Below are 22,045 nucleotides of genomic sequence, written 5' to 3' on the forward strand. Positions count from 1 at the left end.
TTCACCAAGTTCAAGGAGTACGACAACGAGGTCTACCGCCTCCCGAAGGTGCTCGACGAGAAGGTCGCCCGCATCCACCTCGAAGCACTCGGCGGCGAGCTGACCAAGCTCACCAAGGACCAGGCCGAGTACATCGACGTGGACGTCGAGGGCCCGTTCAAGGCGGACCACTACCGCTACTGAGCCACTTCCGACAGGGGCCTCCCGCGCGCGTCGCGGGAGGCCCCTGTTTTGATGTCCGGCGTGGGATTCTTCGGCACTTACGCCTACGAGCACGGCTCGTGGAAGACGCTGTCCGAGGGCGAGCTGCCGCCGCTCGCGGAGCCGTTCCTGTGGATCGACATCCACGACAGCGACATCACCTCGGTCGTCTACGCCCCGGCCGGGCCGGGCGCCGGCGTCGCCTACCTGGGACTGACGCCGCGCACCTACTTCGAGAACCCCAACGCGTCCGACCCGACCGACGTCCTGCGCGAGGCCGCCGGACTGGCCGCGTGGTGGGCGCTGTCGAACTCCGGGGACGCGCCGGCCAAGCAGGCGGAACTGCTGGCGTTCCTCGCCGAGGACGAGGACCCGAACGGGTTCGAGTGGGACGAGTCGGAGGACGTCGACGAGATCGACGACGGCGAGGTGTTCGTCGAGGTCAAGACCCGGCGGTTCCTCGCGGCGCTCGACCTACCGCTGCCCGAAGGGCTCAGTGGATGAACGCCTGCCAGGCCTCGACGCTGAACTTCAGCTCGGGGCCTGCGGTGTTCTTGGAATCGCGCACGCGCACGAACTGGGCGAACGCCACCTCGACGCAGTTGCTCCCGTCGGTGCCACCGCTGTAGCTGCTCTTACGCCAGGTGCAGTTTCCGGCCACTGAGGTCCTCCCGCGATCGGCTGGCGAGATCCGCCACCATCGACCGCGATTGTTCCTCATCGAGCGCGAGCGCATCCAGGTGCGCGAAGATCAGCTTGCAGTGCTTGATCCCTGCCAGGTCCTGCACGAACACCTGCGCGAGATCCGATTCCGTGTAGGCGGTGCTGCCGCGCTTCTCCCACTCCCAGAGCACGTAGTTGGCCGCGAAGACACCCGACATCCCGATTGCCGCTGGCACGACCCGGATGACGTGCGTGTGGAAGAGCAGCCGCATGAGCTGGTCCTCCATGATCTCGGGACTGCCGACCTTGAACCTCAGCGCGTGCTCGTGGATGTAGAAGGTGCACTGCGGGCGGTTGTGTCGCCGGAGGATCGCCTGCCGCTCGATGCGGAACCGGACGTTCCTCTCGATCACATCTGGCGCGGCGAGGCGTGCTTCGAACAGCGCGGCTGCGTACTCCTCCGACTGCACAAGGCCGGGTATGGACGTCATGTCGTAGCTGGTGATCTTGTCCGCCGTCGACTCGGCCAGCGCCATCGTGCGCAAGTTGGTCGGCACTTGCACGAAATAGGGGTTGAACGCGGATCGGTACCTGTTCAGGAAGTCCTCGATGAAGTTCTGAGGACGTCCGCACCTGCCCAGGTACTGGATGATGTCGATTTCGGTGGCCCGGACCTTGCCGTGCTCGATGTTGGAGACCTTGCCGGGATCCCAGCCGAGCATTCGGGCGATTCGCCGCCCGCGGAAGGTCGTGAAGCGCTCGCGCACCTGGCGCAACTCATCGCCGAGATCACGGCTGTAGGGGGTGGACGGATCGCCGTTCATGTCATTCGACGTTAGGTGATGGAGCGACAACAACATCGTGCCCAAACGGGTGGAATTGCGTTGACGTGCGGGTTTTACTGACGTGGTGCGGACGACCATCATCAAGAAGACCCTGCGCGTGCCGGCCTCCGACGGTGCGCCGGGCGACGGCGCCGCGCTCGCGAGGCAGTTGGACGCAGCGCTGATCGGGTCGGGCTTCAAGGCCTCGCGGGAGCTGCTGGAGCACGTCGGCGGGCTGGCCGGGGCCGAGGACTTCGCTGCGGAGGTCGTGCGCGCGGTCAAGGAGCTCATCGGTGCGCGGGGGCAGCACAACCCGTACTTCAAGGAGTTCCCGCACAACGTGCCGGACACCCTCGCGTTCTGGTGGGAGTGTCTGCGGGACGCGTTGGAGCAGGGCGTCGCGCCCACGTCCAACCTGCTCGACCTGCCGAAGTACGGCCGGGTCCAGCACTCGTACGAGGAGATGTTGCGGGCGCACGACGAGTTGATCCCGTCGTTGAAGGACCGCATCACCGTCGTGCACCTCGGTGGCACGCTCGACGAAGAGGTGCGGCGCCTGTTCGAGGAACTCGCCACGAGCCCGATTCCGTTGGCGGAGAACGACAGGGCGTTGCTCGGCGAGCTGGCCGTGTTCTGCGTCGACGGGGAGGTGGACGTTCCCGTTCGGGAGAACCGCGCGATCCTCAACGCCGCGCGGCTCGTCGCGCAGCGGCCGCTCCAGGACATCGACACCGTCACCGACGTGCTGCGCCTTGCGGCCGAGGCGTCCGGGGGAGACGTCACGCTCAAGGAGCCGACGCGATTCCGGTCGTTCCGCAGGCCTGAGCGCAGGGCGTTGCTCGGCGCGTTGAACGAGGTCGCGCCGAGCAAACTCGGCGACGTCAACCAGAACCGCGAGGCGTGGAAGCGCCTCGGCGAGCGGTTGCACCCGCACGAGTACCCGTTCGAGCGCGCGCAGGACGTGTTCGCGGTGGCGCGTCGGGAGAAGGTCGCGCGGTCGTTCGCCGGGCAGGTCGAGATGGCGTTCGCGGACGACGACGTCGAGCGTGCCGTAAGCATCCTCGCCAAGGCGCCGGGCATGTTGCTGCGCCAGCTCGACAGGCTTCTCCGGCACGGCGCCGAGAACCTCGCTGAGCACGTGGAAGCCGCCGTGCCCGAGGTGTCGAGTCGCGTCCTGATCTCGGTGCTGGAGCACCTGTCGAACCGCACGACGCCGGACGCCGCGCGCGTCTTCGCGACCCGTGCCCGCCGGGTGTGGATCGCGGACGACGTCCGTGAGCCGCTGGATCCGAAGGCCGTCGAGGCGATCGTCGAGGTGGTCGAGAACGAGCTGATCCGCAGGCTGCCGGAGTACTCCGAGCTGGTCGTGGACGACGAGGTGCTCGACGTCGTGGTGCCGGTTTCCGGTACCGAGGAAGGCTTCGGCGTGCTTCCGCGCGGGTCGAAGCTCTGGTTCGGCGGCGACGTGCTGCGGTTCTTCGTGCACTGGCGGCAGCACGTCAAGCGGACCGACTACGACCTGTCCGCGGTGCTGCTCGACAAGAACTTCGAGTACAAGGGACAGGTCTCGTGGACGAACCTCAAGCAGGCCGGTGCCTGCTACTCGGGTGACCTGACCGATGCCTCGGACGGCGCGACGGAGTTCATCGACCTGCACCGCGACGCGATGAGGGCGAAGTACGTGGTGCCGCAGGTGAACATCTACTCGGGGGAGGGGTTCGACGAGGTCGCCGAGTCGATGTTCGGGTTCATGAGCCGCGACCTCGACCAGATGGGAAAGCCGTTCGAACCGAGCACTGTTCGCGCGCGTTCTTCCATGCGTGGCAGGGGAAAGGTCGCGTTGCCGGTGATGTTCGAACGGGAGGGCGACTCCTGGTTCGGCACCTGGCTGCACCTCTACCTGCGCGGCGCGTCGTGGGGCAACCGCGTCGAGGAGAACCGTGACGTCGTGAAGCTGATCGCGGCAGCGGCGTTGCGGCGCAAGTACTTCACCGTGGCGCGGTTGAGGGATCTGTTCGCACGCAAGGGATCCACAAAGGACGCTCCGGTGATCCGCGTCGGTTTGACGCAGGACGAAACCGGAGCTGTCACCACAGTGGCAGAACTCGGGAAACTGCTGTCGGACTGAAGGGAATCGCTGCTAACGTGGTCTCAGCGAGGCCATGAGAGAGCTTCCTTCTAAATCTGGAGCCGGTCTGGTCTTCGGACCGCCGGTCTTTAGCTTTCTCGCTTTCCTCGCCCTGGCTGTGTCTAGCTCCACTCGACGGCGACGCCCGCGATTCCCGGCCCGACGTCGCCGAAGTACGCGCTGACGACGCCGCCGAGCCCGCACACGAGCTCGTCGACGTCGACAGGCGTGGCGTCGGCGGAGGCCAGGAACTGCTTCATGCAGCGCGCGGGCATAGCTCGTCGGTGAAACGAGAGCTGCACGAGGTAAGAGCCACACGTGTCGCGGAACGTCCGGTGGTGGCCCGGCGTCGCGCTGCCGGTGTCGTCGGCGATCGTGAAGCTGAAGACGTGCTCCTCGCCCGCCGCGAGCCGCCGGTCGAACAGCATCTCCACGGCGAGGTTGCGGGAAGCGCTTTCCCGGCGCAGGCGCCCCTGCCGGCATCCTTCGCCGGATCTCACCATCGCGTTCTCGATCAACGAGCCTTCGTCGCCGTGGTGCATCGCCAGGTACCGGTCCGGTCCCTGCCGCACCGCGCGCACGACCAGCCGGGTGGTGATGGAGCGTTGCTCGCGGTGCATGCCTATCTGGACGGTGTCGTGCACGGAGAGCACTTCGAGGTCGGCGTTGCCTCGTGCCGCTTCTGGTACGGAGTCGAACGTCGCGAGCAACGGCGCGGACTCCGGCCAGGTCGCGACAGGACGTGGCGCGTAGGTGTTCGCGTGGCGCGGGCCGATGAGGTCCAACAAGGACGATGGCGGCAGGCGCAGCACGGTCTCCAGCGCGCGCACTGTGCTGATGGCGCGTGGCACCTCGGGATGACGCAGGCCGCGTTGCCAGTACGAGAGTGTCGACTGGCCCACTTGGACACCCAGTTGCTCGAGATGAGCGCGCAGCCGTGCCAGCGAGAGGCCCCGGTGGGCGATCGCCTCGCGCAAAGCGCGGTGGAACGGCCCGTAGCGCAGCGTCTCGGCGAGGGGGGTCGGTAAAACCCCAGTCGGGAGCCCGATCGGTTCATCGACCGACCCGGCGTGCCCGGAATCCGCGGCCACCGCGGCACCTACCCTTCACACGCGCCGTGTGACTGTTCACCGTAGTCACTCGTTCTGGTGATCGAAAGCTCGGATTTCGCCCGTGTGGGGGACGTGCTGCGGCCGTGTGAGTGGCTGGGGCCGCTCCCGTTAGGGTTTTGGCGTGGGAAAGCTCGTAGTGATCGAAGGCCTCGACGGTGCCGGCAAGCGCACTCTCGCCAACGGACTGACCGAGGCGTTGGCCGCTCAGGGCAGGACCGTGGCCGGCCACGCGTTCCCGCGCTACGGCCAGAGCGTGCACGCGGACCTCGTTCGCGACGGCCTCTACGGCCGGCTCGGCGACCTCAGCGACTCGGTCTACGGGATGGCCGTCCTCTACGCGCTGGACCGGCGCGGCGCGGCCGACGAGATCCGGAAGGACCTCGAAGAGCACGACGTCGTGTTGCTCGATCGGTACGTGGCGTCGAGTGCCGCGTACAGCGCCGCGCGTCTGCACCAGGACGAGCACGGTGAGTTCGTGCGGTGGGTGCGCGAGCTGGAGATCGACCGCTTCGGGTTGCCCGTTCCCGATCTTCACCTGCTGCTGCGCGTGCCCGTGGAGGTCGCGGCCGCGCGGGCGGCCAAGCGCGAGCGGGACGACGATTCGCGGGCCCGCGACATCTACGAGTCCGATGGCTCGCTGCAGGCGCGGTGCGGTGTCGTTTACGACGGATTGGCGAACATCGGCTGGCTCGCGCCGTGGCAAGTGGTCGACGGGCGGTCAAACGTGAACTTTCATTCGCTTCTGGAACCGCTCTTCACTCCTTGAGTGGTCGCTCACGTGCGTACCGATTGACACGATCGAGTGTCTGGTACGTCACTCTGAGTGCATAGGGGATTGCGATTTGAAGCGTGTCCTGCAGCGCCCTCCGGTCGGTGTCGCCCGTACGGCGGTCCTGATCGCTGCCGCCCGCGCCACCGAGCAACGTCAGCTCCGCCCCCTCTTCGACGACCCGCTGGCCGCAGGACTCGTGGAGGCCGCCGGCTCCGCGAGCGACCTGAACGGCGTGCGCACCCTCGCGGGCGATCACTTCGTCCTGCGCACCCGGTACTTCGACGACGAGCTCCTCGGCTCGGCCCTGCCCCAGGTGGTGATCATGGCGGCGGGTCTCGACACAAGAGCGTTCCGGCTGCGGTGGCCGCCGGGCACGACACTCTTCGAACTCGATCTGCCCGAGTTGATCGAGTTCAAGGAGGACGCCCTGCGCGATCAGCTCGCCCAGCCCGCGTGCGAACGCGTCGTCGTCCCGTGCGACCTGCGCGACGACTGGGCGACAGCGCTCATACGTGCCGGGTTCGACCCGAAGAGGCCCACGGCGTGGTTGCTGGAGGGCCTCTTCATGTTTCTGCCGCCGGACGCGGGCGAGCAGGTCCTGTACTGGGTGAGCGCGATGTCCGCCCGCGGCAGCACGCTCGCGCTCGAACACGTCAACCGCGCCTTCCGCGAGTTGCCGCAGATGAGGGCCGTGCATCAGCGGTTCGACGCGCTGGACGCCCGCTGGCAGTCCGACGTGGAGGACCCGGTCGAGTGGCTCGGCGGCTACGGCTGGGACGCCGCGGTGACGCATCAGGTCGACCTCGCCGCCCGGCACGACCGCACGGTCCCCGCGATCACCGACCCGCGCAAAGTGGGTGACGCGCGCATCTGGTTGGCTTCCGCCGTTCGCGCAACCTGAGAACACCTGGTAACAAAAGGTGATCCTCGCGCGGATACTCCCGCGACGAACAGGTCAAACGGGGCGAGGTGGGGTACGTGGAACGACAGTTCCGGCCGGTTACCGAACGAGCGCACATCGCCACCAGCAGCAACGGAACGTGGGCGGTGCGCGAACGTGCGACCGGGAGTGCGACGATGTTGAGCATGAAGGCACGCGTGCTCGTCGTCGATGACGACCCCGCCCTGGCGGAGATGCTGACGATCGTGTTGCGCGGGGAGGGCTTCGACACCGCGGTGGTCGCCGACGGTGCCCGTGCCCTGCCCGCGCTGCGCGAGCTCAAGCCCGACCTCGTGCTGCTCGACCTGATGTTGCCGGGCATGAACGGCATCGACGTCTGCAAGGCGATCAGGTCCGAGTCGGGCGTGCCGATCGTGATGCTCACGGCGAAGAGCGACACGGTCGACGTGGTGCTGGGTCTCGAGTCCGGCGCGGACGACTACGTCGTCAAGCCGTTCAAGCCCAAGGAGCTGGTGGCCCGCATCCGGGCTCGCCTGCGGCGCACCGAGGCCGAGCCGTCCGAGGTCCTGCAGATCGGCGACCTCACGATCGACGTCCCCGGCCACGAGGTGTTGCGCGAGGGCAGGCCGATCCAGCTCACGCCGCTGGAGTTCGACCTCCTCGTCGCGCTGGCCCGCAAGCCGCGCCAGGTGTTCACCCGCGAGGTGCTGCTCGAGCAGGTGTGGGGTTACCGCCACGCCGCCGACACGCGCCTGGTGAACGTCCACGTGCAGCGGCTGCGTTCCAAGGTCGAACGGGACCCGGAACACCCCGAGGTGGTGTTGACTGTCCGCGGTGTCGGGTACAAGGCCGGCCCTCCGTGACAGGTGGCGTATGAAGTTCGTTCGGCCGGCCATCGCGAAGGCGCAGTTCCTCGCCGAGGAAGCGCGTAAGCGATGGTCCGCGTTTGGTGACCTCTGGCGTCGTTCGCTGCAGCTGCGCGTCGTCGTGTCCACGCTCGCGCTCTCGTCGGCCGTGGTGTTCGTGCTGGGCATGGTGCTGCAGATGCAGATCACCAACCAGCTGCTGAACACCAAGGAAGAGGCCGCGGTGCGCCAGGCCATCGCCTCGCGCAGCCTGATCCAGTCCGATCTGATCGGTCTGAATCCGGGGCCGGACAGCGTGCAGACGCGGTTCACCAGCGCGATCAACAAGCTCGCCGTCGGTGGCGCCGGTACGGACGCCACCACAGCGGGTGCCGGCGCGTTCGAACCGGTCCTGGCCGACGGGCTGGGGTCCGCCGGTGCCGGGCGCGTGCCGTCCGTCGGCAAGCTCGACGACGTGCCGCGCGGCCTGCGCGAGATGGTCGAGGACGGCGGTTCCGGCACCCAGATCCACACCGTGCAGCGCGACGGCGCGCAGACCACGTTGTTCGTCGTGGGCCTGCCGATCAGCACGTCCGCGCGCTCGATGCAGCTGTACCTGATCTTCCCGCTGACGTCCGAGCAGCGCACGGCCGAGGTCGTGCAGTCGACGCTCGCGGTCGGCGGCATCGTCCTGCTGGTGCTGCTCGCGCTCATCGCGAACCTGGTGACGCGCCAGGTGGTGCGGCCGGTGCGGCAGGCGGCCGAGGTCGCGGAACGGTTCGCGGACGGCACTTTGCACGAACGCATGCACGTCGTCGGCGAGGACGACGTGGCGCGACTGGCCGAGTCGTTCAACGAGATGGCCGAGTCGATCCAGGCGCAGTTCAAGCAGCTGGAGGAGTTCGGCCAGCTGCAGCGCCGCTTCACCTCGGACGTCTCGCACGAGCTGCGCACGCCGTTGACGACGGTGCGCATGGCCGCGGACGTCCTGCACGCCTCGCGCGAACAGTTCCCCGCCGGACTCGCCCGTTCCACCGAACTCCTAGTCGACGAGCTCGACCGGTTCGAGTCGCTGCTGGGCGACCTGCTGGAGATCTCCCGCCTGGACGCCGGCGTCGAGGAACTCACCGCGGACCAGGTCGACATCCGCGTGCTGGCGCGCCGGGCGCACGACTCCGTGCGCGCGATCTCGACGAGCGCCGGTTCGCCGGTGGTGCTGGACCTGCCGGACGACGAACTCGTCGCCGAGCTCGATTCCCGCCGCGTCGAACGGATTCTGCGCAACCTGCTCGCGAACGCCATCGACCACGGCGAGGGCCAGCCGGTCGAACTCACCATGCGCGGCAACGCCGACGCCGTCGCGATCACCGTGCGGGACCACGGCGTCGGACTGCGCCAGGGCGAGGCCGACCTGGTGTTCAGCCGCTTCTGGCGCGCCGACCCGTCGCGCAACCGCCGCACCGGCGGTACCGGTCTCGGTCTGTCGATCTCGCTGGAGGACGCCCGGCTGCACGGCGGCTGGCTGGAGGCGTGGGGCGAGCCCGGCCACGGTGCCGTGTTCCGGTTGACGTTGCCCCGCAGGCACGGCGAGGAACTGCGCGAGAGCCCGCTGCCGCTGGCGCCCGCGATCCAGCTGGAACCCGTCACGGTGGTGGAGGAGCCGATCGCCGACGAGGAGCCCGGCGAGATCGAGCTGCGGCCCGAGGAGATCACCTGGCAGCCCGCGGAGCCCGTGGACGGGACTCCGGCGGACAAGGCGGCGAACGAGGTTTCGGAGGAAGTGCGGTGAAGCGGCTGTCGTTGCTGGTGCTCGTCCTCGTGACCCTGACCGGGTGCGCCGCGATCCCGACGAACACCCAGCCGAAACCGATCGGGTCGAAGGACAGCAAGGCGTCCAACACCCCCGTCGCGCCCGAACCGCGCCAGAACATCGACCCGTTCATGCTCGTGCGCGATTTCTTGAACGCGACGGCGAACCCGGACAGCGACTATGCGGCGGCCCGCGCGTTCATGACGCCGGAAGCCAACAAGAACTGGGACACCAAGAACCCCACGATCATCGAGACCGGCTTCTCCACCGTGCCGACCTCGCAGGCGGCGCAGGACAAGACGCAGACCGTTCTCCTGCAAGGCAACTACGTCGGGCGGCTGGGCAGCGACAACGCGTTCGTGCCGCAGCTCGGCGAGTTCCGCATCCCGGTGAAGGTCGAGCGCACCAGCGACAACCAGTGGCGGATCTCCGAACCGCCGCTCGGCGTCTACATGCCGCAGAACCTGTTCAACACCACCTACCGCCGGGTGACGCTGTACTTCTACAACCCCGAGTTCACCGTGCTGGTGCCGGATCCTCGTTACGTCGTGATCCCGCCGGCGACGAGCATCCCGACGCGCGTCACCGAGCTGCTGATCGCGGGCCCCGGTGACGCGGTGCGCGACACGCTGGTGAGCGCCCTCGGTCAGGAGACCGAGAAGTTCTCGGACACCAAGGAGTCCGACGACGGCGCGATGGAGGTGAACCTCACCAACGTGGGCAAGGACCTGACGCCGGAGAAGCGCAAGCAGATCGTGGCGCAGGTCGTGAAGTCGTACTCGGGCATCACCTCGTCGCGGGTGCGCGTGCTCGTCGACGGCCAGCAGATCCTGCCGGACCAGCGCGACTACCGGCCGTCCGACGTGTCGGCGACCGCGGGTGAGACGTTGCTGGCGCTGAACGCGAACCTCCAGGGCATGCTCGTGACGGACGGGTCGATCCGCTCGCTCACCGACGGCAACCCGATCAAGGGCCCTGCCGGCGCGGGCGCTTACAGCGCTGTGTCGGCGGCGCAGTCCCTGGACGGCTCACGGCTCGCCGTGGTGTCGCGTGAGGGTGGCGGAATGCGTTTGCGCGTGGGCGAGCTGGAGCAGGACCTGTCCGAAGTGGACCAGCGCGCGACCACGCTCTCCAGGCCGACGTGGCAACTCTCGACCGGCCAGGGCACCGAGGTCTGGACGGCCGTCGACGGCAACTCGGTCGCCCGCGTGACCCGCTCCGACAACGGCAGCTGGACCGCCAAGGGCGTCAACATCACCGACATCCTGCCGTTCGGCTCGATCAGCGAACTGCGCCTCTCCCGCGATGGCACACGAGCCGCGCTGGTGATCGCCGGCAAGCTCTACATCGCGTCGGTGGTGCGCAACAACCAGGACGTGTCCCTGCGCTCACCCCGGCAGCTGCAGCCGTCGATCCTGGCCGCGTCCGTGCAGTCGATCGACTGGCTCTCCCAGGACGTGCTGGTGGTCTCCTCCTCGCTGCCCGCGTGGCCGGTCACCAAGGTCTACACCGACGGCTACAAGATGGACCGCTACAGCCAGTCGAACCTCACCGTGCCGGTGGGTTCGGTTGCGGCGGCCGCGGCGCGTCAGGTGCAGGTGGTCGACTCTTCCGGGCTGTGGTCGGCATCGGACATCACCGATGTGTGGAAGTCGAGCTCGATCCGGGTGCCGTCGGGCGCGCTGGTGTTCTACCCGGGCTGATCCGGACTGGGCTCGCGCGGTGGGCTGACGGCGGCTGGGTTCAGGTGGTCGTGCTGACGGCGGTGGGGCTGACATCGGGGCCTGTCGGCAGTGGGCCGGCGTGGCGGGCCGAGGTCGGGCTGACGCGGGTGGGTTGATGGCAGATGGGTTGCCGCGGTTGGACTGACGGCAGTTGGCTGCAGGTGGTCGGGCTTACGTCGGCGGGCCTGATCCGGACTGGGCTCGCGCGGTTGGGGCTGATGTCGGCCGCGTTCAGGTGGACGGGGTCGGCGGCAGTGGACTGACGCCTGAGGGTTGTCGGCGGCGGGCCGTGCGGTGGGTTGACGGCAGTGGGCTCACGCGGGCGAGTTGACGGCAGTGGGCTGATGCGGGTGGGGTGGCACGGTCGGGCCGAAGCTGACGTGGGCTGGTCGATTCCGTCGGGCTGTGGCTGCAAGTGCGCGAGCTCTGTGCGGGCCGGCAGGCCCACGCGGTTGGCCCGCGTCGCCGCGACCAAGCTGACGGCAGCGAGCCGTCGTAGCCGGCTTGACGGCAGCGAGCCGTCGTACCGGCTTGCCGAGGCAGTGACCGGCTTGCCAACGCAGTGAGCTGTCGCGGTTGGGCTGCCCACGGCGCGCAGGCGTGTGGTTCCCGTGCCCGCCGAAGCCTGCGGCCCCTACTGCCCTGGCCGGTGCGGCCGGGCCGAGGTCAGCACGAGCACCGCGTTCGTGCGCACCCCCGCCTGCCGTAAGGCGCGTACGCAGGCCGACGCCGTGGCACCGGTGGTGATCACGTCGTCCAGCAGCACCGTGGTGCCCGGCGGCGCCGGACCGCAGACCTCCACCCGCCCCGCGAGGTTGCGTCTGCGGGCGATCGCGGTCAGGCCCACGGAATCGGCCACGCCCGGCGCTAGCCGGAGGACCGGTGCGACGGTGGCGACGTCCGTCTCCCGTGCGATTCGGAGCATGTGGTCGCCGCCGCGGTTTCGCGCGGCGCTGCGGCGGGAGGGTGCGGGGATGAGCGTCCACGGTGGAGGGCCGATCGCGATCAGGGTGGCCGCGACCAAGGCGCCGAACCACGCTGCAAGGGCTCGTGCGCCCCGTTCCTTGAAGGCGAGCACCAGTTCCCTTGCGGTGCCGTGATAGGCCGCCAGCGTCCACACAGGCGGCCCCACGCCGGGCACCTGGAGTCGTGTGGGCGGGCCGAAGCCGGCGAGGCACGTGGCGCAGCAGGCGGTGCCGGCGACGCCGCAGCCGGAGCAGGTGGGCGGGAGGAGCAGATCGAGAGCTGTCATGGGATCAGGATGGCGGCGGGGTCTGACAGAAAATCGCGGCCGGGACCGAAACAAGACGCCGGAGGAGCTCGGCGGGGACTTTCGGCACCGCCCACAAGGGTGAAGTTGGGGTGACGATGTCGATCTCCGGCACGGTCGCGGCGCGCTGAAACCCGCTGCTCGGCGCGCGTTCTGTGACGACGTCCCAAGATCTTGTAACTCGGTTCGCCCCGTTTGTCCCAACCTCTGTTGAGCGGGCGTTTCAGAACTGAGACGTCCGCACATCGCTTCGTCGGTCAAGGCCCAGGCGCGGCGGCGATCGCCTCCTGGGGTGATCCGCGGACGGGCCCCTCGCACCCGCCCTAAGTTAACGATTATTCACGTATGGAGCTGACCAGCGGTTATTCATTGGAATGCTGGTACGTCCCGTCGCGACGGTGATCGACTGCCTTGTCCGGCATTGGGCGAAATCCGCCGTTCGGCCGGGCGTGACAGGGCCGTGATCGGGTATCGGGGCCGCTCAGTTCCGTTGCAAGAAGTGCGGTAAGCGTCCACGGAGTGGTTCGGAATCGATCTCTTCCAGGTTTCGGGAACATGACGCGGGGGTCGCCCGTTGGCTGGGTATGAGGCCGCGACTGGACCCGTTCGACGCAGCGAGACTGCCGTCGAGTGCCGGTCCGGCTGTGCGCCGTTCGGGTGAGCCAGGGGCTGTCGGGTCTGGTTCGGAGCACGCTCGGGAAACGCTCGGCAACGCGCTGTCGTCGCGCTGCGTAGTCACCGAAAAATCTCGTCGTTCCCCCGGCAAGGGGGCTTACGCGACGGTGAATCCCAAGCTAACGTGCACCGCTATCAGCGTTCCCGGCCCTCGGGGAGGAGGCGAACAGCCCATGATCCTGGCGCCGTGAGAGCTGAGGGAGACGACCCTCTGCGACACATCCGCGATCCAAGATCGCCACGGCGCTTTAAAGCAGTCCAGCCATAGCTCGCAGCAAAGCGAGGGAGGTCGTGTATGGACATCGTCGTTAAGGGCCGCAACGTCGAGGTGCCCGATCACTACAGGGTTCACGTCGCCGAAAAGCTGGCCCGGCTTGAGCGCTACGACCGCAAGGTCATCCGCTACGACGTGGAACTTTTCCACGAGCCGAACCGCCGTCAGTCGAAGAACTGCCAGCGGGTCGAAATCACCGGCAAGGGACGTGGACCCGTGGTCCGTTCCGAAGCCTGCGCGGGTGACTTCTACGCCGCGCTCGATTCTGCGGTCGCGAAGCTCGAGAACCGTCTGCGTCGGTCACACGACCGCAGGCGCGTCCACCACGGGGCCCGCGCCCCGATCTCGGTGGCCGAAGCGACAAGCGGACTGGCTGACCAGTCCGCCGGCGAAAGCATGACGTCGCGCCGCGCCAAGACCGCGGTGCTCGACGCACCCGAGGCCGACTACGAGGGCATGGCGGAAGTGCCCGCGCAGCGTTGGGACGACGGCCTCGAAGACAAGTTGCCCGGACGCGTCGTACGCGAGAAGGAGCACGCCGCCAAACCGATGACCGTCGACCAGGCCCTCTACGAGATGGAACTGGTCGGACACGACTTCTACCTGTTCGCCGACACCGAATGCGGACGCCCGAGCGTCGTCTACCGCCGGAAGGGATTCGACTACGGCGTGATCAGGCTGGCCTGACCGCCCACCACGTTCCTTCGACCGCCGCCGCCCCGCACCCCTCGCGTGCGGGGCGGCGGCGTGCGTCTACCGCCGGTCGGACTCATCTCGTCCCGCGACGTTCACCGTCAAGGTGAAATTGACGGGACCAGGAACCTTTACGCCGTCCTCATACGTTCTCCACACCAGTAGCCGAGGTGGGGGGCTCCGGCAACAGGTGGCCTGGGAAGATCGCAGAAACGGCACCTGACCTGCGCAGACCAGGTCGGTCCAGCCAATCCGCCTGTGTCCGTGCACACATCTTGGCGACTTGCCTACGATGGGCAGGGGAAAGGCGTCCGACGTGGGCGCGCCGCGATACAGGTGATGAGGTCTATCCAGATGGTGCTGTCCCGACTGCTCCGCTCCGGCGAGGGCAAGATGCTCAAGCGCCTCCGCAACATCGCACAGCACATCAACCACCTGGAAGACGAGGTGGTGGACCTCTCCGACGCCGAGTTGCGGGGCAAGACCGAGGAGTTCCGGAAGCGCTACGCCGAGGGCGAGTCGCTGGACGAGCTGCTGCCGGAGGCGTTCGCCGTGGCCCGCGAGGCCGCGAAGCGCACCCTCGGCCAGCGCCCCTACGACGTTCAGCTCATGGGTGGCGCGGCGCTGCACCTCGGTCAGATCTCCGAGATGCGCACGGGTGAGGGCAAGACGCTGACCTCGGTCATGCCCGTCTACCTCAACGCCATCGCCGGCAAGGGCGTCCACGTCATCACCACGAACGACTACCTGGCCAAGCGCGACGCGGACTGGATGGGCCGCGTTCACCGCTTCCTGGGCATGTCCGTCGGCGCGATCCTCTCCGAGATGACTCCGGAGCAGCGACGTGTGTCGTACAACTCGGACATCACCTACGGCACGAACAACGAGTTCGGCTTCGACTACCTGCGCGACAACATGGCGTGGAGCCTGGACGAGTGCGTCCAGCGCGGCCACTACTTCGCGATCGTCGACGAGGTCGACTCGATCCTCATCGACGAGGCCCGCACGCCGCTGATCATCTCCGGCCCGGCCGAGCAGTCGGCCCGGTGGTACACGGAGTTCGCGCGGCTGGCCCCGCGGATGCGCGGCATCGACGTCACCCAGCTCTCCCAGAAGGACCGCATCGAGGTCATCGAGGAGAAGTCGAAGTCGTTCCACTACCAGTACGACGAGAAGAAGCGCACGGTCGCCGTCACCGAGCTCGGTGTGGAGTTCATCGAGGACCAGCTCGGCATCGAGAACCTGTACGAGGCCGCGAACACGCCGTTGGTGGGCTACCTGAACAACGCCCTCAAGGCGAAGGAGCTCTACAACCGCGACAAGGACTACATCCTCCGCAACGGTGAAGTCATGATCGTCGACGAGTTCACGGGTCGTGTGCTCTCCGGTCGCCGTTACAACGAGGGCATGCACCAGGCCATCGAGGCCAAGGAGAACGTCGAGATCAAGGCGGAGAACCAGACTCTCGCCACGATCACGCTGCAGAACTACTTCCGCCTGTACGAGAAGCTCGGCGGCATGACCGGTACCGCCGAGACCGAGGCGGCCGAGTTCCACCAGACCTACAAGCTGGGCGTCGTCGGCATCCCGACGAACCGCCCGCCGCAGCGCAAGGACCAGCCCGACCTCGTCTACAAGAGCGAGGAGGCGAAGTTCGAGGCCGTCGCCGACGACATCGCCGAGAAGCACGAGAAGGGCCAGCCGGTCCTGATCGGCACGACGAGCGTCGAGCGCTCCGAGTACCTCTCGAAGCTGCTGGTGCGCAAGGGAATCCCGCACGAGGTGCTGAACGCGAAGCACCACGACCGCGAGGCGCTGATCATCGCGAAGGCGGGCCGCAAGGGCGCCGTCACCGTCGCGACGAACATGGCCGGTCGCGGTACCGACATCGTGCTGGGCGGCAACCCGGACATCATCGCCGACCACGAGCTGCGCGACCGCGGCCTCGACCCGGTGACCACGCCGGAGGAGTACGAGGCCGAGTGGGCCAAGGTCGTCGAGGAACTGACGACCCAGGGCAAGGCCGAGGCCGACGAGGTCCGCGAGGCCGGCGGTCTCTACGTGCTCGGCACCGAGCGCCACGAGTCGCGCCGCATCGACAACCAGCTCCGCGGCCGCACCGGCCGTCAGGGCGACCCCGGTGAGTCGCGCTTCTACCTGTCGCTGCAGGACGAGCTGATGCGCCGCTTCAACGCGTCCATGGTCGAGATGGTCATGACGCGCCTGAACGTGCCGGACGACGTGCCGATCGAGCACAAGATGGTCACCCGCGCCATCCGCAGCGCGCAGACCCAGGTCGAGCAGCAGAACTTCGAGATCCGCAAGAACGTCCTCAAGTACGACGAGGTCATGAACCGCCAGCGCACGGTGATCTACGCCGAGCGCCACCGCGTTCTCGCCGGTGAGGACCTGCGCGACCAGGTCGAGCACATGATCGAGAGCGTCGTCGAGGAGTACGTCAACGGCGCCACCGCCGACGGCTACGCCGAGGACTGGGACTTCGAGAAGCTCTGGACCGCCCTCAAGACCCTCTACCCGGTCTCGCTGAACGCGAAGGAGATCCTCGAGTCCGATGAGGACGTGACGCGCGAGTATCTGCGCGATCTCCTCGTCGAGGACGCGATGAACGCCTACCGCGCCCGCGAGGTCGACATCGAGAGCCGCGTCGGCGAAGGCGCCATGCGCGAACTGGAGCGCCGCGTCCTGCTGTCCGTGCTGGACCGCAAGTGGCGCGAGCACCTGTACGAGATGGACTACTTGAAGGAGGGCATCGGCCTGCGCGCGATGGCGCAGCGCGACCCCCTCATCGAGTACCAGCGCGAGGGCTTCGAGATGTTCAACGCGATGCTCGACGCGTTGCGCGAGGAGACCGTCGGCTTCCTGTTCAACCTCCAGGTCGAAGCGGCCGAGCCGGAGCCCGTCGCCGAGCCCCAGGTCCCCGTGGCCCTGGGCGCGGCCCCGCAGGCTCTCCCGCAGGTCTCCGGCAACGGCGGTGGCGGCGGTGCGCGCGCTCGTGCCCGCGCCGCGGCGGCCGCACAGCAGCAGGCGCAGCGGGAGCCCGAGGCGCCCGCCGGTCCGGCCATGGCTCAGCTGGCCAGCGGCAACGCCATCCCGCCCGCCCTGCGCGGCAAGGGTCTCGGTGGCCCCGGCCAGCAGAACCTGAACTACAGCGGCCCGGCCGAGGACGGCGGCGTGGAAGAGCACGCCGAGGCGAGCGGCGCGGCCGGCCAGCAGGGCGGCACCCGCAAGGAGCGTCGTGAGGCGGCCCGTCAGGCAGCGAAGAACCAGCGCAAGCCCCGCTGACCCGCACCACCACCGCGTGGGCCGTGTTCCTCCGGGAACGCGGCCCACGCGGCTTTTCCGGGCCTCACTCCAGCACCGTGAACGAGGTGAACCACCACCTCCCGCTCCGGTGCTCGGCCCGTCCGGCCACGGCTAGCACCCGCCCCTCCCTGCGCACGGTCACCGAGACCTCGGCCGAGAACCGGGACGGATGACAGACCCTGGGCGCGCGAACCATCCGCGTGGTCCGAGGACGAACCAGCCCACTCAGCCGAGCGGCCAGGACGGGCACCGCGACCTGCCGCAGCAGCCGGGTGGCACGCCGCCCGTCCAGCACCTCCAGCACGACCCCGACGAGCCGGGAGGCGTCGAAGGCGGGCGGAGGCGGTTCCGGCACCGGCACCCAGACGGGCCTGGGCCGCGGCCGGGGAATCACGAAACCGCCGGAGACTCCGACCGGAGGCTCGTAGGCGGGCAGGCGGCGAACGACTGGGGGCATGCCGAACCTGGCGCGCCAACAACGACATCAGGACATCGGGCACCCGAAAGTGGGTACCGTCCTGCAGGTGCTGAAAGCCCTGGTGCTCGACTACGGCGGCGTCCTGACCGATCCCGGCGAGGACAACCCCGCCGAACCTCCGCTGCTCACCGCGCTGCGCAAAGCGAAGGCGCACGGTCTCAAGACCGCGCTGCTGTCCAACGCGGACGGCTGGTGGCACCCGCCGACCGTCTACACCGGCCTGTTCGACGCCGCGATCGTCTCCGGCGAGGTCGGGCTCGCGAAGCCGGACACCGAGATCTACCTGCTCACAGCGCGGAAGCTGGCCCTCGAACCCGAGGAGTGCGTCTTCGTGGACGACCTGGCGGTCAACGTCCGCGGCGCTGCCGAGGCGGGCATGGTCGGTGTCCACCATCGGTCGACACGGTCCACCCTCGAGGAGTTGGAAATCCTGCTAGCGATCGCGCTCCGCGATTGAGGGTTCACCCCGCCGCGCATTGCCCCATATTCGGCAACGCACTACCGTCGATTTGGTCAGCAGTCGGAATGCTTAGGGGAGAAAATGCGAAGAATTGTCGCTTGTGTTGCAGTCGCCATTGCAGCCACGGCAATTGCACCACCCGCCCAGGCACAGGAACGCGGTTGCTACGAGGACTACCTGCGGGACGGGCGCACCGTCGAGGTCTACTGCGACGAGGGCAGGCCGGGACGCTTCCGGGCCGTCGCGCACTGCACGAACGGCCTGGGCGTCTGGGACCAGTACGGGACGATCGGCCGGGTCAGGGGCGATGCGTCGGTCGCGGCGTGCACGTCACTGCTGGGCTACCCGAAGGTCACCGGGTACCACGTCGACTGGCTCTGAGCGCCTCACTGGGCCCGGCGCACGAGCTCGAAGCAGAGCACGGCCGCCGCTGACGCGACATTCAGCGATTCCACGCCCGCCGCCATCGGAATCGAGAGCCACGACGTGATGTGCGGACGCACGTCGTCGGTGATTCCGGACGTTTCGCTGCCGAGCACGAATGCGGAGCGCGACGAAAAAGAGGCGGAATAAATCGTGTCGGAAGCGTGGGAATCCAGCGCGTAAAGCGGGAAGCCGGACGCGCGCAACAAAGCCGAGGCCTCCGCCGAGGTGCCGCAGCGCAGCACGGGCGCTCGGAAAGCCACTCCGGCGGAGGCCTTCACCACGAGCGGGTCGATCGAGGCGACGCCCCGGCGCGGCACCACGATGCCGTCGATGCCCGCGGCCGTCGCGGTGCGCAGGATCATGCCGACGTTCGCGGGCGTGGTGATGCCGTCCAGCACCAGAACGGACTTCAGCCCGCCCTCTTCGAGAGCCAGCGCCAGCGGCTTCATGCGCGGCGCCACGACGTCGGCGAGCACGCCCTGGTCCTGCTTGCCGTTTCCGGCCAGCACCTTCACGCGCTGCGCGGTCGCCCGCTGCACCTGAACCCCGCGCGTACGGGCCGCGTCGATGATCTCGTGCGCGGCCGCGCCCCGGGCCGTGTCGGCGAGCACCACCTTGTCGACCGTGAGCGCCGGGTCGTCCAGCGCTTCCAGCACTGGCTTGCGGCCGTAGACGGTGACGAAGCGGTCCTTGGGCGAGATCTCCACCGGGAGAGAGTGCCAGAGGCAGGCACACGGGGCTCAAACGGGTGAAGAGCTCCACTAGAGCCGTTCGGCCCTTGTGTTTCGGATCATATCGATGATGATCGTCACATGACGGCAGGTATGCGCAGCGTCGCGCAACGTCAACATCTCGCGAGCGGTCAGGACTCGGATGTGTTCATCCGGTCGGACGGGCTGCTCGTCAAACGCACGCGCACCGGCCGTGACCTGCGGCGCGAGGCCGAGATGATGTCGTACCTGAGCGGCTTCGGCATCCCCGTGCCGCGCGTGCACGAGGCCACCGCAGACGAACTCGTCATGCAGTACGTGCCCGGCCCGCGGATGTCCGAGGAGATCGGCCGCAAGCCGTGGCTCGCGGGCGGCCTCGGCGCGGAGCTCGCGGACCTGCACCACCGCCTCGACCTCATCCCGGCACCGGACTTCCTGAGCGGCGAGGGCAACCTCCTGCACCTCGACCTGCACCCCGGCAACGTCGTGCTCGGCCCGGAGGGACCCGTGGTCCTGGACTGGGCGAGTGCGACCAAGGGCGACCGCAGGCTCGACGTCGCACTGAGCTGGGTCTCGCTCGCCGTCGCCCACCTCGCGCCGGTCATGAAGCTCACGCGGTGGCGGTTCCTGCGGTCGTTCATGGCCAACGTGGACCCGAAGGCGGTCGAGGCGATCCCGGAGGCCGCGCGCATCCGGCTGGAGCGGCACGACCGTGATCCGCGCGAACGCGCCGCACTTCAGAAGTTGATGGACCGCGAACGCCACTAGGCTGGGTGGCATGCCGGACCGACTGTCAGCGCTGGACGCCTCGTTCCTGTACCTGGAGGACTCCACGACGCCGATGCACGTCGGTGGCGTGGCGGTGTTCCGCCGGCCCAAGGCCGGTTTCGACTACGACAAGCTCGTCGACCTCATCGAGCAACGCCTCAGCCTCGTGCCGCGCTACCGGCAGAAGGTCGTGCAGGTCCCCGGCCGCATCGCGCGCCCGGTCTGGGTGGACGACCCGGACTTCGACGTCACCTACCACGTGCGCCGGTCCGCGCTGCCCAAGCCGGGCAACGAGACGCAGCTGGACGACCTGGTCGCGCGCCTGATGTCGCGCCCACTCGACCACTCCCGCCCGCTGTGGGAGATCTACCTGGTCGAGGGGCTGGAGAAGAACCAGACCGCGGTCATCACCAAGACCCACCAGGCCATGATCGACGGCATCGCGTCGCTGGAGATCGGCCAGGTCATGCTGGACGTGTCGCCGACGCCGCGCACCAACGTCGAGAACCTCTGGATGCCGCAGCCGGAGCCCAGCTCGCTGCAGCTCGTGGCCGACGCCGTCACCGACATCGTGCAGCGCCCCGGCGAGCTCGTGGAGAACGTCCGCAGCGCCGCGCTCGACACCGTCAACACGGTCGAGAAGGTCTTCAACGCGTTCGGCGTGCTCGCGAGCGCCGTCCGCACCGTCGCGACGCCCGCGTCCGGCAGCCCGCTGAACGTCCGGATCACCTCGCCGCAGCGTCGGTTCGCCGTCGCCCGCGCCCAGCTCGACGACCTGCGTGCCATCCGCAAACAGCACGGCGGCACCGTCAACGACGTGGTGCTCGCGGCGCTGAGCGGGGCCCTGCGCAACTGGCTGCTCAGCCGTGGCGAGAACGTCACCGGCAGCACCACGATCCGCGCGATGGCGCCGCTGTCGGTCCGCGAGGCCGACCCGGACTCCGGCAACAACGTGAGCGCCTACCTGGTCGACCTGCCGGTCGGCGAACCGAACCCGGTCGTGCGCCTGCACCACGTGAGCCACGCGATGCGCGCACACCAGGAGTCCGGCCAGTCCGTCGCCGCCGACGCGCTGGTGAAGGTCTCCGGCTTCGCACCGCCTACGCTGCACGCACTCGGCGCACGCGCCGCCAGTTCGTTCAGCCGCCGGCTGTTCAACGTGATCGTCACCAACGTTCCGGGCCCGCAGGTTCCCCTGTACGCGGCGGGCGCGAGAATGACCGAGATCTTCCCGGTCGTCCCGCTCGCCAAGAACCAGGCGCTGGCCATCGGGGTGACGTCGTACGACGGCGGTGTTTACTTCGGGTTGAACGGCGACCGCGACGCCATGTCCGATGTGGACGTACTCGCGACCATGGTCGAGGAGTCGGTGGAGGAACTGATGGGGACGGCGAGCGCATGAGGGTCTACATCCCGGCCACGGTGCCGATGCTGCGCACGTTCGTCGAGAGCGGCGAACTCGCTCCGGTCACCGGCACGGCGTTCGCGCTGACGCCGGCGCTGCGCGAGTCCTACGCGGCGGGCGACACCGAGGAGCTGGAGTACTCGGCGATGCTCGACGCCGCGCGGGCTTCCCTGCGGTTGCTGGCCGCCGACGAGAAGGCGGAGCCGCGTCGTGCGGTGATCGCGGTGGACGTGGACGACGTGACGCTGCGTCCGGACCTCGACTTCTCGGTCGTGAAGGTCGCCGGCTCGTTCACGACGAAGGACGTCGCGGCCGTGCACCTCGACACGGCCGAGGCCGAGCAGGACGTGCGCGCGGCCGCGGACGTCATCGACGCCGCCGACCTGGGCGACCCGGACGCCGAGTTCGCCCTGGGCAGCGCCGAGGACCACGAACTGGCCTGGTACGCGGCGCAGGAACTCCCGTTCGTGCTGGAGCTGCTCTAGGGCCAATACCGGTGACTTAAGGGTTGGTTCGGTAAGTTGAGCATTCAGGAGGTGCCTGGATGCCGCGGCCTGGACAGGTCAAGCCCGATACGGATGC

21 protein-coding genes are annotated in these 22,045 nt (G+C 68.4%); 15 read left to right on the top strand and 6 right to left on the bottom strand.

Translation table 11 applies throughout. From position 1 onward, the window contains the following. Window positions 1–183: adenosylhomocysteinase (locus tag ACIRG5_RS48235; protein ID WP_402918452.1), on the top strand; the 183-nt coding region annotated here is incomplete at its 5' end. A 60-nt stretch (window positions 184–243) separates the two neighbouring features. Next, window positions 244–705 carry a hypothetical protein gene (locus tag ACIRG5_RS48240; RefSeq protein WP_402918455.1) on the top strand — a complete coding sequence of 154 codons (462 nt, stop codon included), beginning with the start codon at window positions 244–246 and terminating at the stop codon, window positions 703–705. On the opposite strand, the gene ACIRG5_RS48245 is transcribed toward ACIRG5_RS48240, so the two are convergent. After that, window positions 695–862, bottom strand: a complete 168-nt coding sequence (locus tag ACIRG5_RS48245) for a DUF397 domain-containing protein (protein WP_402918458.1) — start codon at window positions 860–862, stop codon at window positions 695–697. The two genes, ACIRG5_RS48240 and ACIRG5_RS48245, sit on opposite strands and share 11 nt — an antisense overlap. Beyond that, complete coding sequence (locus ACIRG5_RS48250; RefSeq protein WP_402918460.1) at window positions 837–1,790, bottom strand: DUF5753 domain-containing protein; 954 nt, start codon at window positions 1,788–1,790, stop codon at window positions 837–839. Before ACIRG5_RS48250 ends, ACIRG5_RS48245 begins: the two co-directional genes overlap by 26 nt. Here ACIRG5_RS48250 and ACIRG5_RS48255 point away from each other — a divergent pair. Beyond that, window positions 1,774–3,816, top strand: coding sequence for a hypothetical protein (locus ACIRG5_RS48255; protein ID WP_402918463.1), 2,043 nt, complete (start codon window positions 1,774–1,776; stop codon window positions 3,814–3,816). The two genes, ACIRG5_RS48250 and ACIRG5_RS48255, sit on opposite strands and share 17 nt — an antisense overlap. A 122-nt stretch (window positions 3,817–3,938) precedes the next feature. On the opposite strand, the gene ACIRG5_RS48260 is transcribed toward ACIRG5_RS48255, so the two are convergent. Then, window positions 3,939–4,907: a helix-turn-helix domain-containing protein gene (locus ACIRG5_RS48260; protein WP_402918466.1), complete on the bottom strand. Its 969-nt coding sequence runs from the start codon at window positions 4,905–4,907 to the stop codon at window positions 3,939–3,941. Between the two features lie 142 nt (window positions 4,908–5,049). Here ACIRG5_RS48260 and ACIRG5_RS48265 point away from each other — a divergent pair, with 142 nt between their 5' ends. The 5 genes from ACIRG5_RS48265 (at window position 5,050) to ACIRG5_RS48285 (ending at window position 10,959) form a co-directional block, all read left to right on the top strand. After that, entirely contained in the window at window positions 5,050–5,694 is a 645-nt protein-coding gene (locus ACIRG5_RS48265) for a dTMP kinase (protein WP_402918469.1), read from the top strand. Between the two features lie 76 nt (window positions 5,695–5,770). Then, window positions 5,771–6,601 carry an SAM-dependent methyltransferase gene (locus ACIRG5_RS48270; RefSeq protein WP_402918471.1) on the top strand — a complete coding sequence of 277 codons (831 nt, stop codon included), beginning with the start codon at window positions 5,771–5,773 and terminating at the stop codon, window positions 6,599–6,601. A 185-nt stretch (window positions 6,602–6,786) separates the two neighbouring features. Continuing rightward, complete coding sequence (mtrA, locus tag ACIRG5_RS48275; protein ID WP_030471262.1) at window positions 6,787–7,464, top strand: MtrAB system response regulator MtrA; 678 nt, start codon at window positions 6,787–6,789, stop codon at window positions 7,462–7,464. A 10-nt stretch (window positions 7,465–7,474) separates the two neighbouring features. After that, window positions 7,475–9,235 carry an MtrAB system histidine kinase MtrB gene (gene mtrB, locus ACIRG5_RS48280; RefSeq protein WP_402918474.1) on the top strand — a complete coding sequence of 587 codons (1,761 nt, stop codon included), beginning with the start codon at window positions 7,475–7,477 and terminating at the stop codon, window positions 9,233–9,235. Continuing rightward, a complete protein-coding gene (locus ACIRG5_RS48285; protein WP_402918477.1) occupies window positions 9,232–10,959 on the top strand; it encodes an LpqB family beta-propeller domain-containing protein in 1,728 nt (575 codons plus the stop codon). Before mtrB ends, ACIRG5_RS48285 begins: the two co-directional genes overlap by 4 nt. 655 nt (window positions 10,960–11,614) lie before the next feature. On the opposite strand, the gene ACIRG5_RS48290 is transcribed toward ACIRG5_RS48285, so the two are convergent. Further along, window positions 11,615–12,232 carry a ComF family protein gene (locus tag ACIRG5_RS48290; RefSeq protein ID WP_402918480.1) on the bottom strand — a complete coding sequence of 206 codons (618 nt, stop codon included), beginning with the start codon at window positions 12,230–12,232 and terminating at the stop codon, window positions 11,615–11,617. A 988-nt stretch (window positions 12,233–13,220) separates the two neighbouring features. On the opposite strand from ACIRG5_RS48290, the gene hpf reads away from it, so the two are divergent. Next, window positions 13,221–13,886: a ribosome hibernation-promoting factor, HPF/YfiA family gene (gene hpf / locus ACIRG5_RS48295; protein ID WP_330272602.1), complete on the top strand. Its 666-nt coding sequence runs from the start codon at window positions 13,221–13,223 to the stop codon at window positions 13,884–13,886. Between the two features lie 360 nt (window positions 13,887–14,246). Further along, window positions 14,247–17,195, top strand: coding sequence for a preprotein translocase subunit SecA (gene secA, locus ACIRG5_RS48300; RefSeq protein ID WP_402918483.1), 2,949 nt, complete (start codon window positions 14,247–14,249; stop codon window positions 17,193–17,195). 64 nt (window positions 17,196–17,259) lie between these two features. Here the strand turns inward: secA and ACIRG5_RS48305 are convergent, their stop codons facing one another. Continuing rightward, the gene (locus tag ACIRG5_RS48305; RefSeq protein WP_402918485.1) at window positions 17,260–17,673 is read right to left on the bottom strand and encodes an Rv3235 family protein; all 414 of its coding nucleotides are present in this window, start codon (window positions 17,671–17,673) and stop codon (window positions 17,260–17,262) included. 67 nt (window positions 17,674–17,740) lie between these two features. Between ACIRG5_RS48305 and ACIRG5_RS48310 the strand changes: the two genes are divergently transcribed. Together ACIRG5_RS48310 and ACIRG5_RS48315 are read left to right on the top strand one after the other, a co-directional pair. Further along, window positions 17,741–18,151 carry an HAD-IA family hydrolase gene (locus ACIRG5_RS48310; RefSeq protein WP_402918488.1) on the top strand — a complete coding sequence of 137 codons (411 nt, stop codon included), beginning with the start codon at window positions 17,741–17,743 and terminating at the stop codon, window positions 18,149–18,151. 84 nt (window positions 18,152–18,235) lie between these two features. Next, a complete protein-coding gene (locus ACIRG5_RS48315; RefSeq protein WP_402918491.1) occupies window positions 18,236–18,535 on the top strand; it encodes a hypothetical protein in 300 nt (99 codons plus the stop codon). Window positions 18,536–18,540: 5 nt separating this feature from the next. On the opposite strand, the gene ACIRG5_RS48320 is transcribed toward ACIRG5_RS48315, so the two are convergent. Beyond that, entirely contained in the window at window positions 18,541–19,287 is a 747-nt protein-coding gene (locus ACIRG5_RS48320; protein ID WP_360047219.1) for an RNA methyltransferase, read from the bottom strand. 105 nt (window positions 19,288–19,392) lie between these two features. Between ACIRG5_RS48320 and ACIRG5_RS48325 the strand changes: the two genes are divergently transcribed. The 3 genes from ACIRG5_RS48325 to ACIRG5_RS48335 are packed head-to-tail and all read left to right on the top strand — an operon-like array spanning window position 19,393 to window position 21,948. Further along, window positions 19,393–20,058: a phosphotransferase gene (locus tag ACIRG5_RS48325; protein ID WP_319975216.1), complete on the top strand. Its 666-nt coding sequence runs from the start codon at window positions 19,393–19,395 to the stop codon at window positions 20,056–20,058. Window positions 20,059–20,068: 10 nt separating this feature from the next. Continuing rightward, complete coding sequence (locus ACIRG5_RS48330; RefSeq protein WP_319975217.1) at window positions 20,069–21,460, top strand: wax ester/triacylglycerol synthase family O-acyltransferase; 1,392 nt, start codon at window positions 20,069–20,071, stop codon at window positions 21,458–21,460. Then, a complete protein-coding gene (locus tag ACIRG5_RS48335; RefSeq protein ID WP_402918495.1) occupies window positions 21,457–21,948 on the top strand; it encodes a DUF6912 family protein in 492 nt (163 codons plus the stop codon). Before ACIRG5_RS48330 ends, ACIRG5_RS48335 begins: the two co-directional genes overlap by 4 nt. The last annotated feature ends 97 nt before the right edge of the window (window positions 21,949–22,045 follow it).

Origin of the sequence: Lentzea sp. NPDC102401 (assembly GCF_044765805.1) — a bacterium.
GTDB classification, from domain to species: Bacteria; Actinomycetota; Actinomycetes; order Mycobacteriales; family Pseudonocardiaceae; genus Lentzea; species Lentzea sokolovensis.

Coding starts and splice junctions, on each gene's coding strand:
- ACIRG5_RS48250 (WP_402918460.1), bottom strand. CDS start 1,790: ATGATGGTCGTCCGCACCACGTCAGTAAAACCCGCACGTCAACGCAAT.
- mtrA (WP_030471262.1), top strand. CDS start 6,787: ATGAAGGCACGCGTGCTCGTCGTCGATGACGACCCCGCCCTGGCGGAG.
- mtrB (WP_402918474.1), top strand. CDS start 7,475: ATGAAGTTCGTTCGGCCGGCCATCGCGAAGGCGCAGTTCCTCGCCGAG.
- ACIRG5_RS48290 (WP_402918480.1), bottom strand. CDS start 12,232: ATGACAGCTCTCGATCTGCTCCTCCCGCCCACCTGCTCCGGCTGCGGC.
- hpf (WP_330272602.1), top strand. CDS start 13,221: ATGGACATCGTCGTTAAGGGCCGCAACGTCGAGGTGCCCGATCACTAC.
- secA (WP_402918483.1), top strand. CDS start 14,247: ATGGTGCTGTCCCGACTGCTCCGCTCCGGCGAGGGCAAGATGCTCAAG.
- ACIRG5_RS48305 (WP_402918485.1), bottom strand. CDS start 17,673: ATGCCCCCAGTCGTTCGCCGCCTGCCCGCCTACGAGCCTCCGGTCGGA.
- ACIRG5_RS48315 (WP_402918491.1), top strand. CDS start 18,236: ATGCGAAGAATTGTCGCTTGTGTTGCAGTCGCCATTGCAGCCACGGCA.
- ACIRG5_RS48325 (WP_319975216.1), top strand. CDS start 19,393: ATGACGGCAGGTATGCGCAGCGTCGCGCAACGTCAACATCTCGCGAGC.
- ACIRG5_RS48330 (WP_319975217.1), top strand. CDS start 20,069: ATGCCGGACCGACTGTCAGCGCTGGACGCCTCGTTCCTGTACCTGGAG.
- ACIRG5_RS48335 (WP_402918495.1), top strand. CDS start 21,457: ATGAGGGTCTACATCCCGGCCACGGTGCCGATGCTGCGCACGTTCGTC.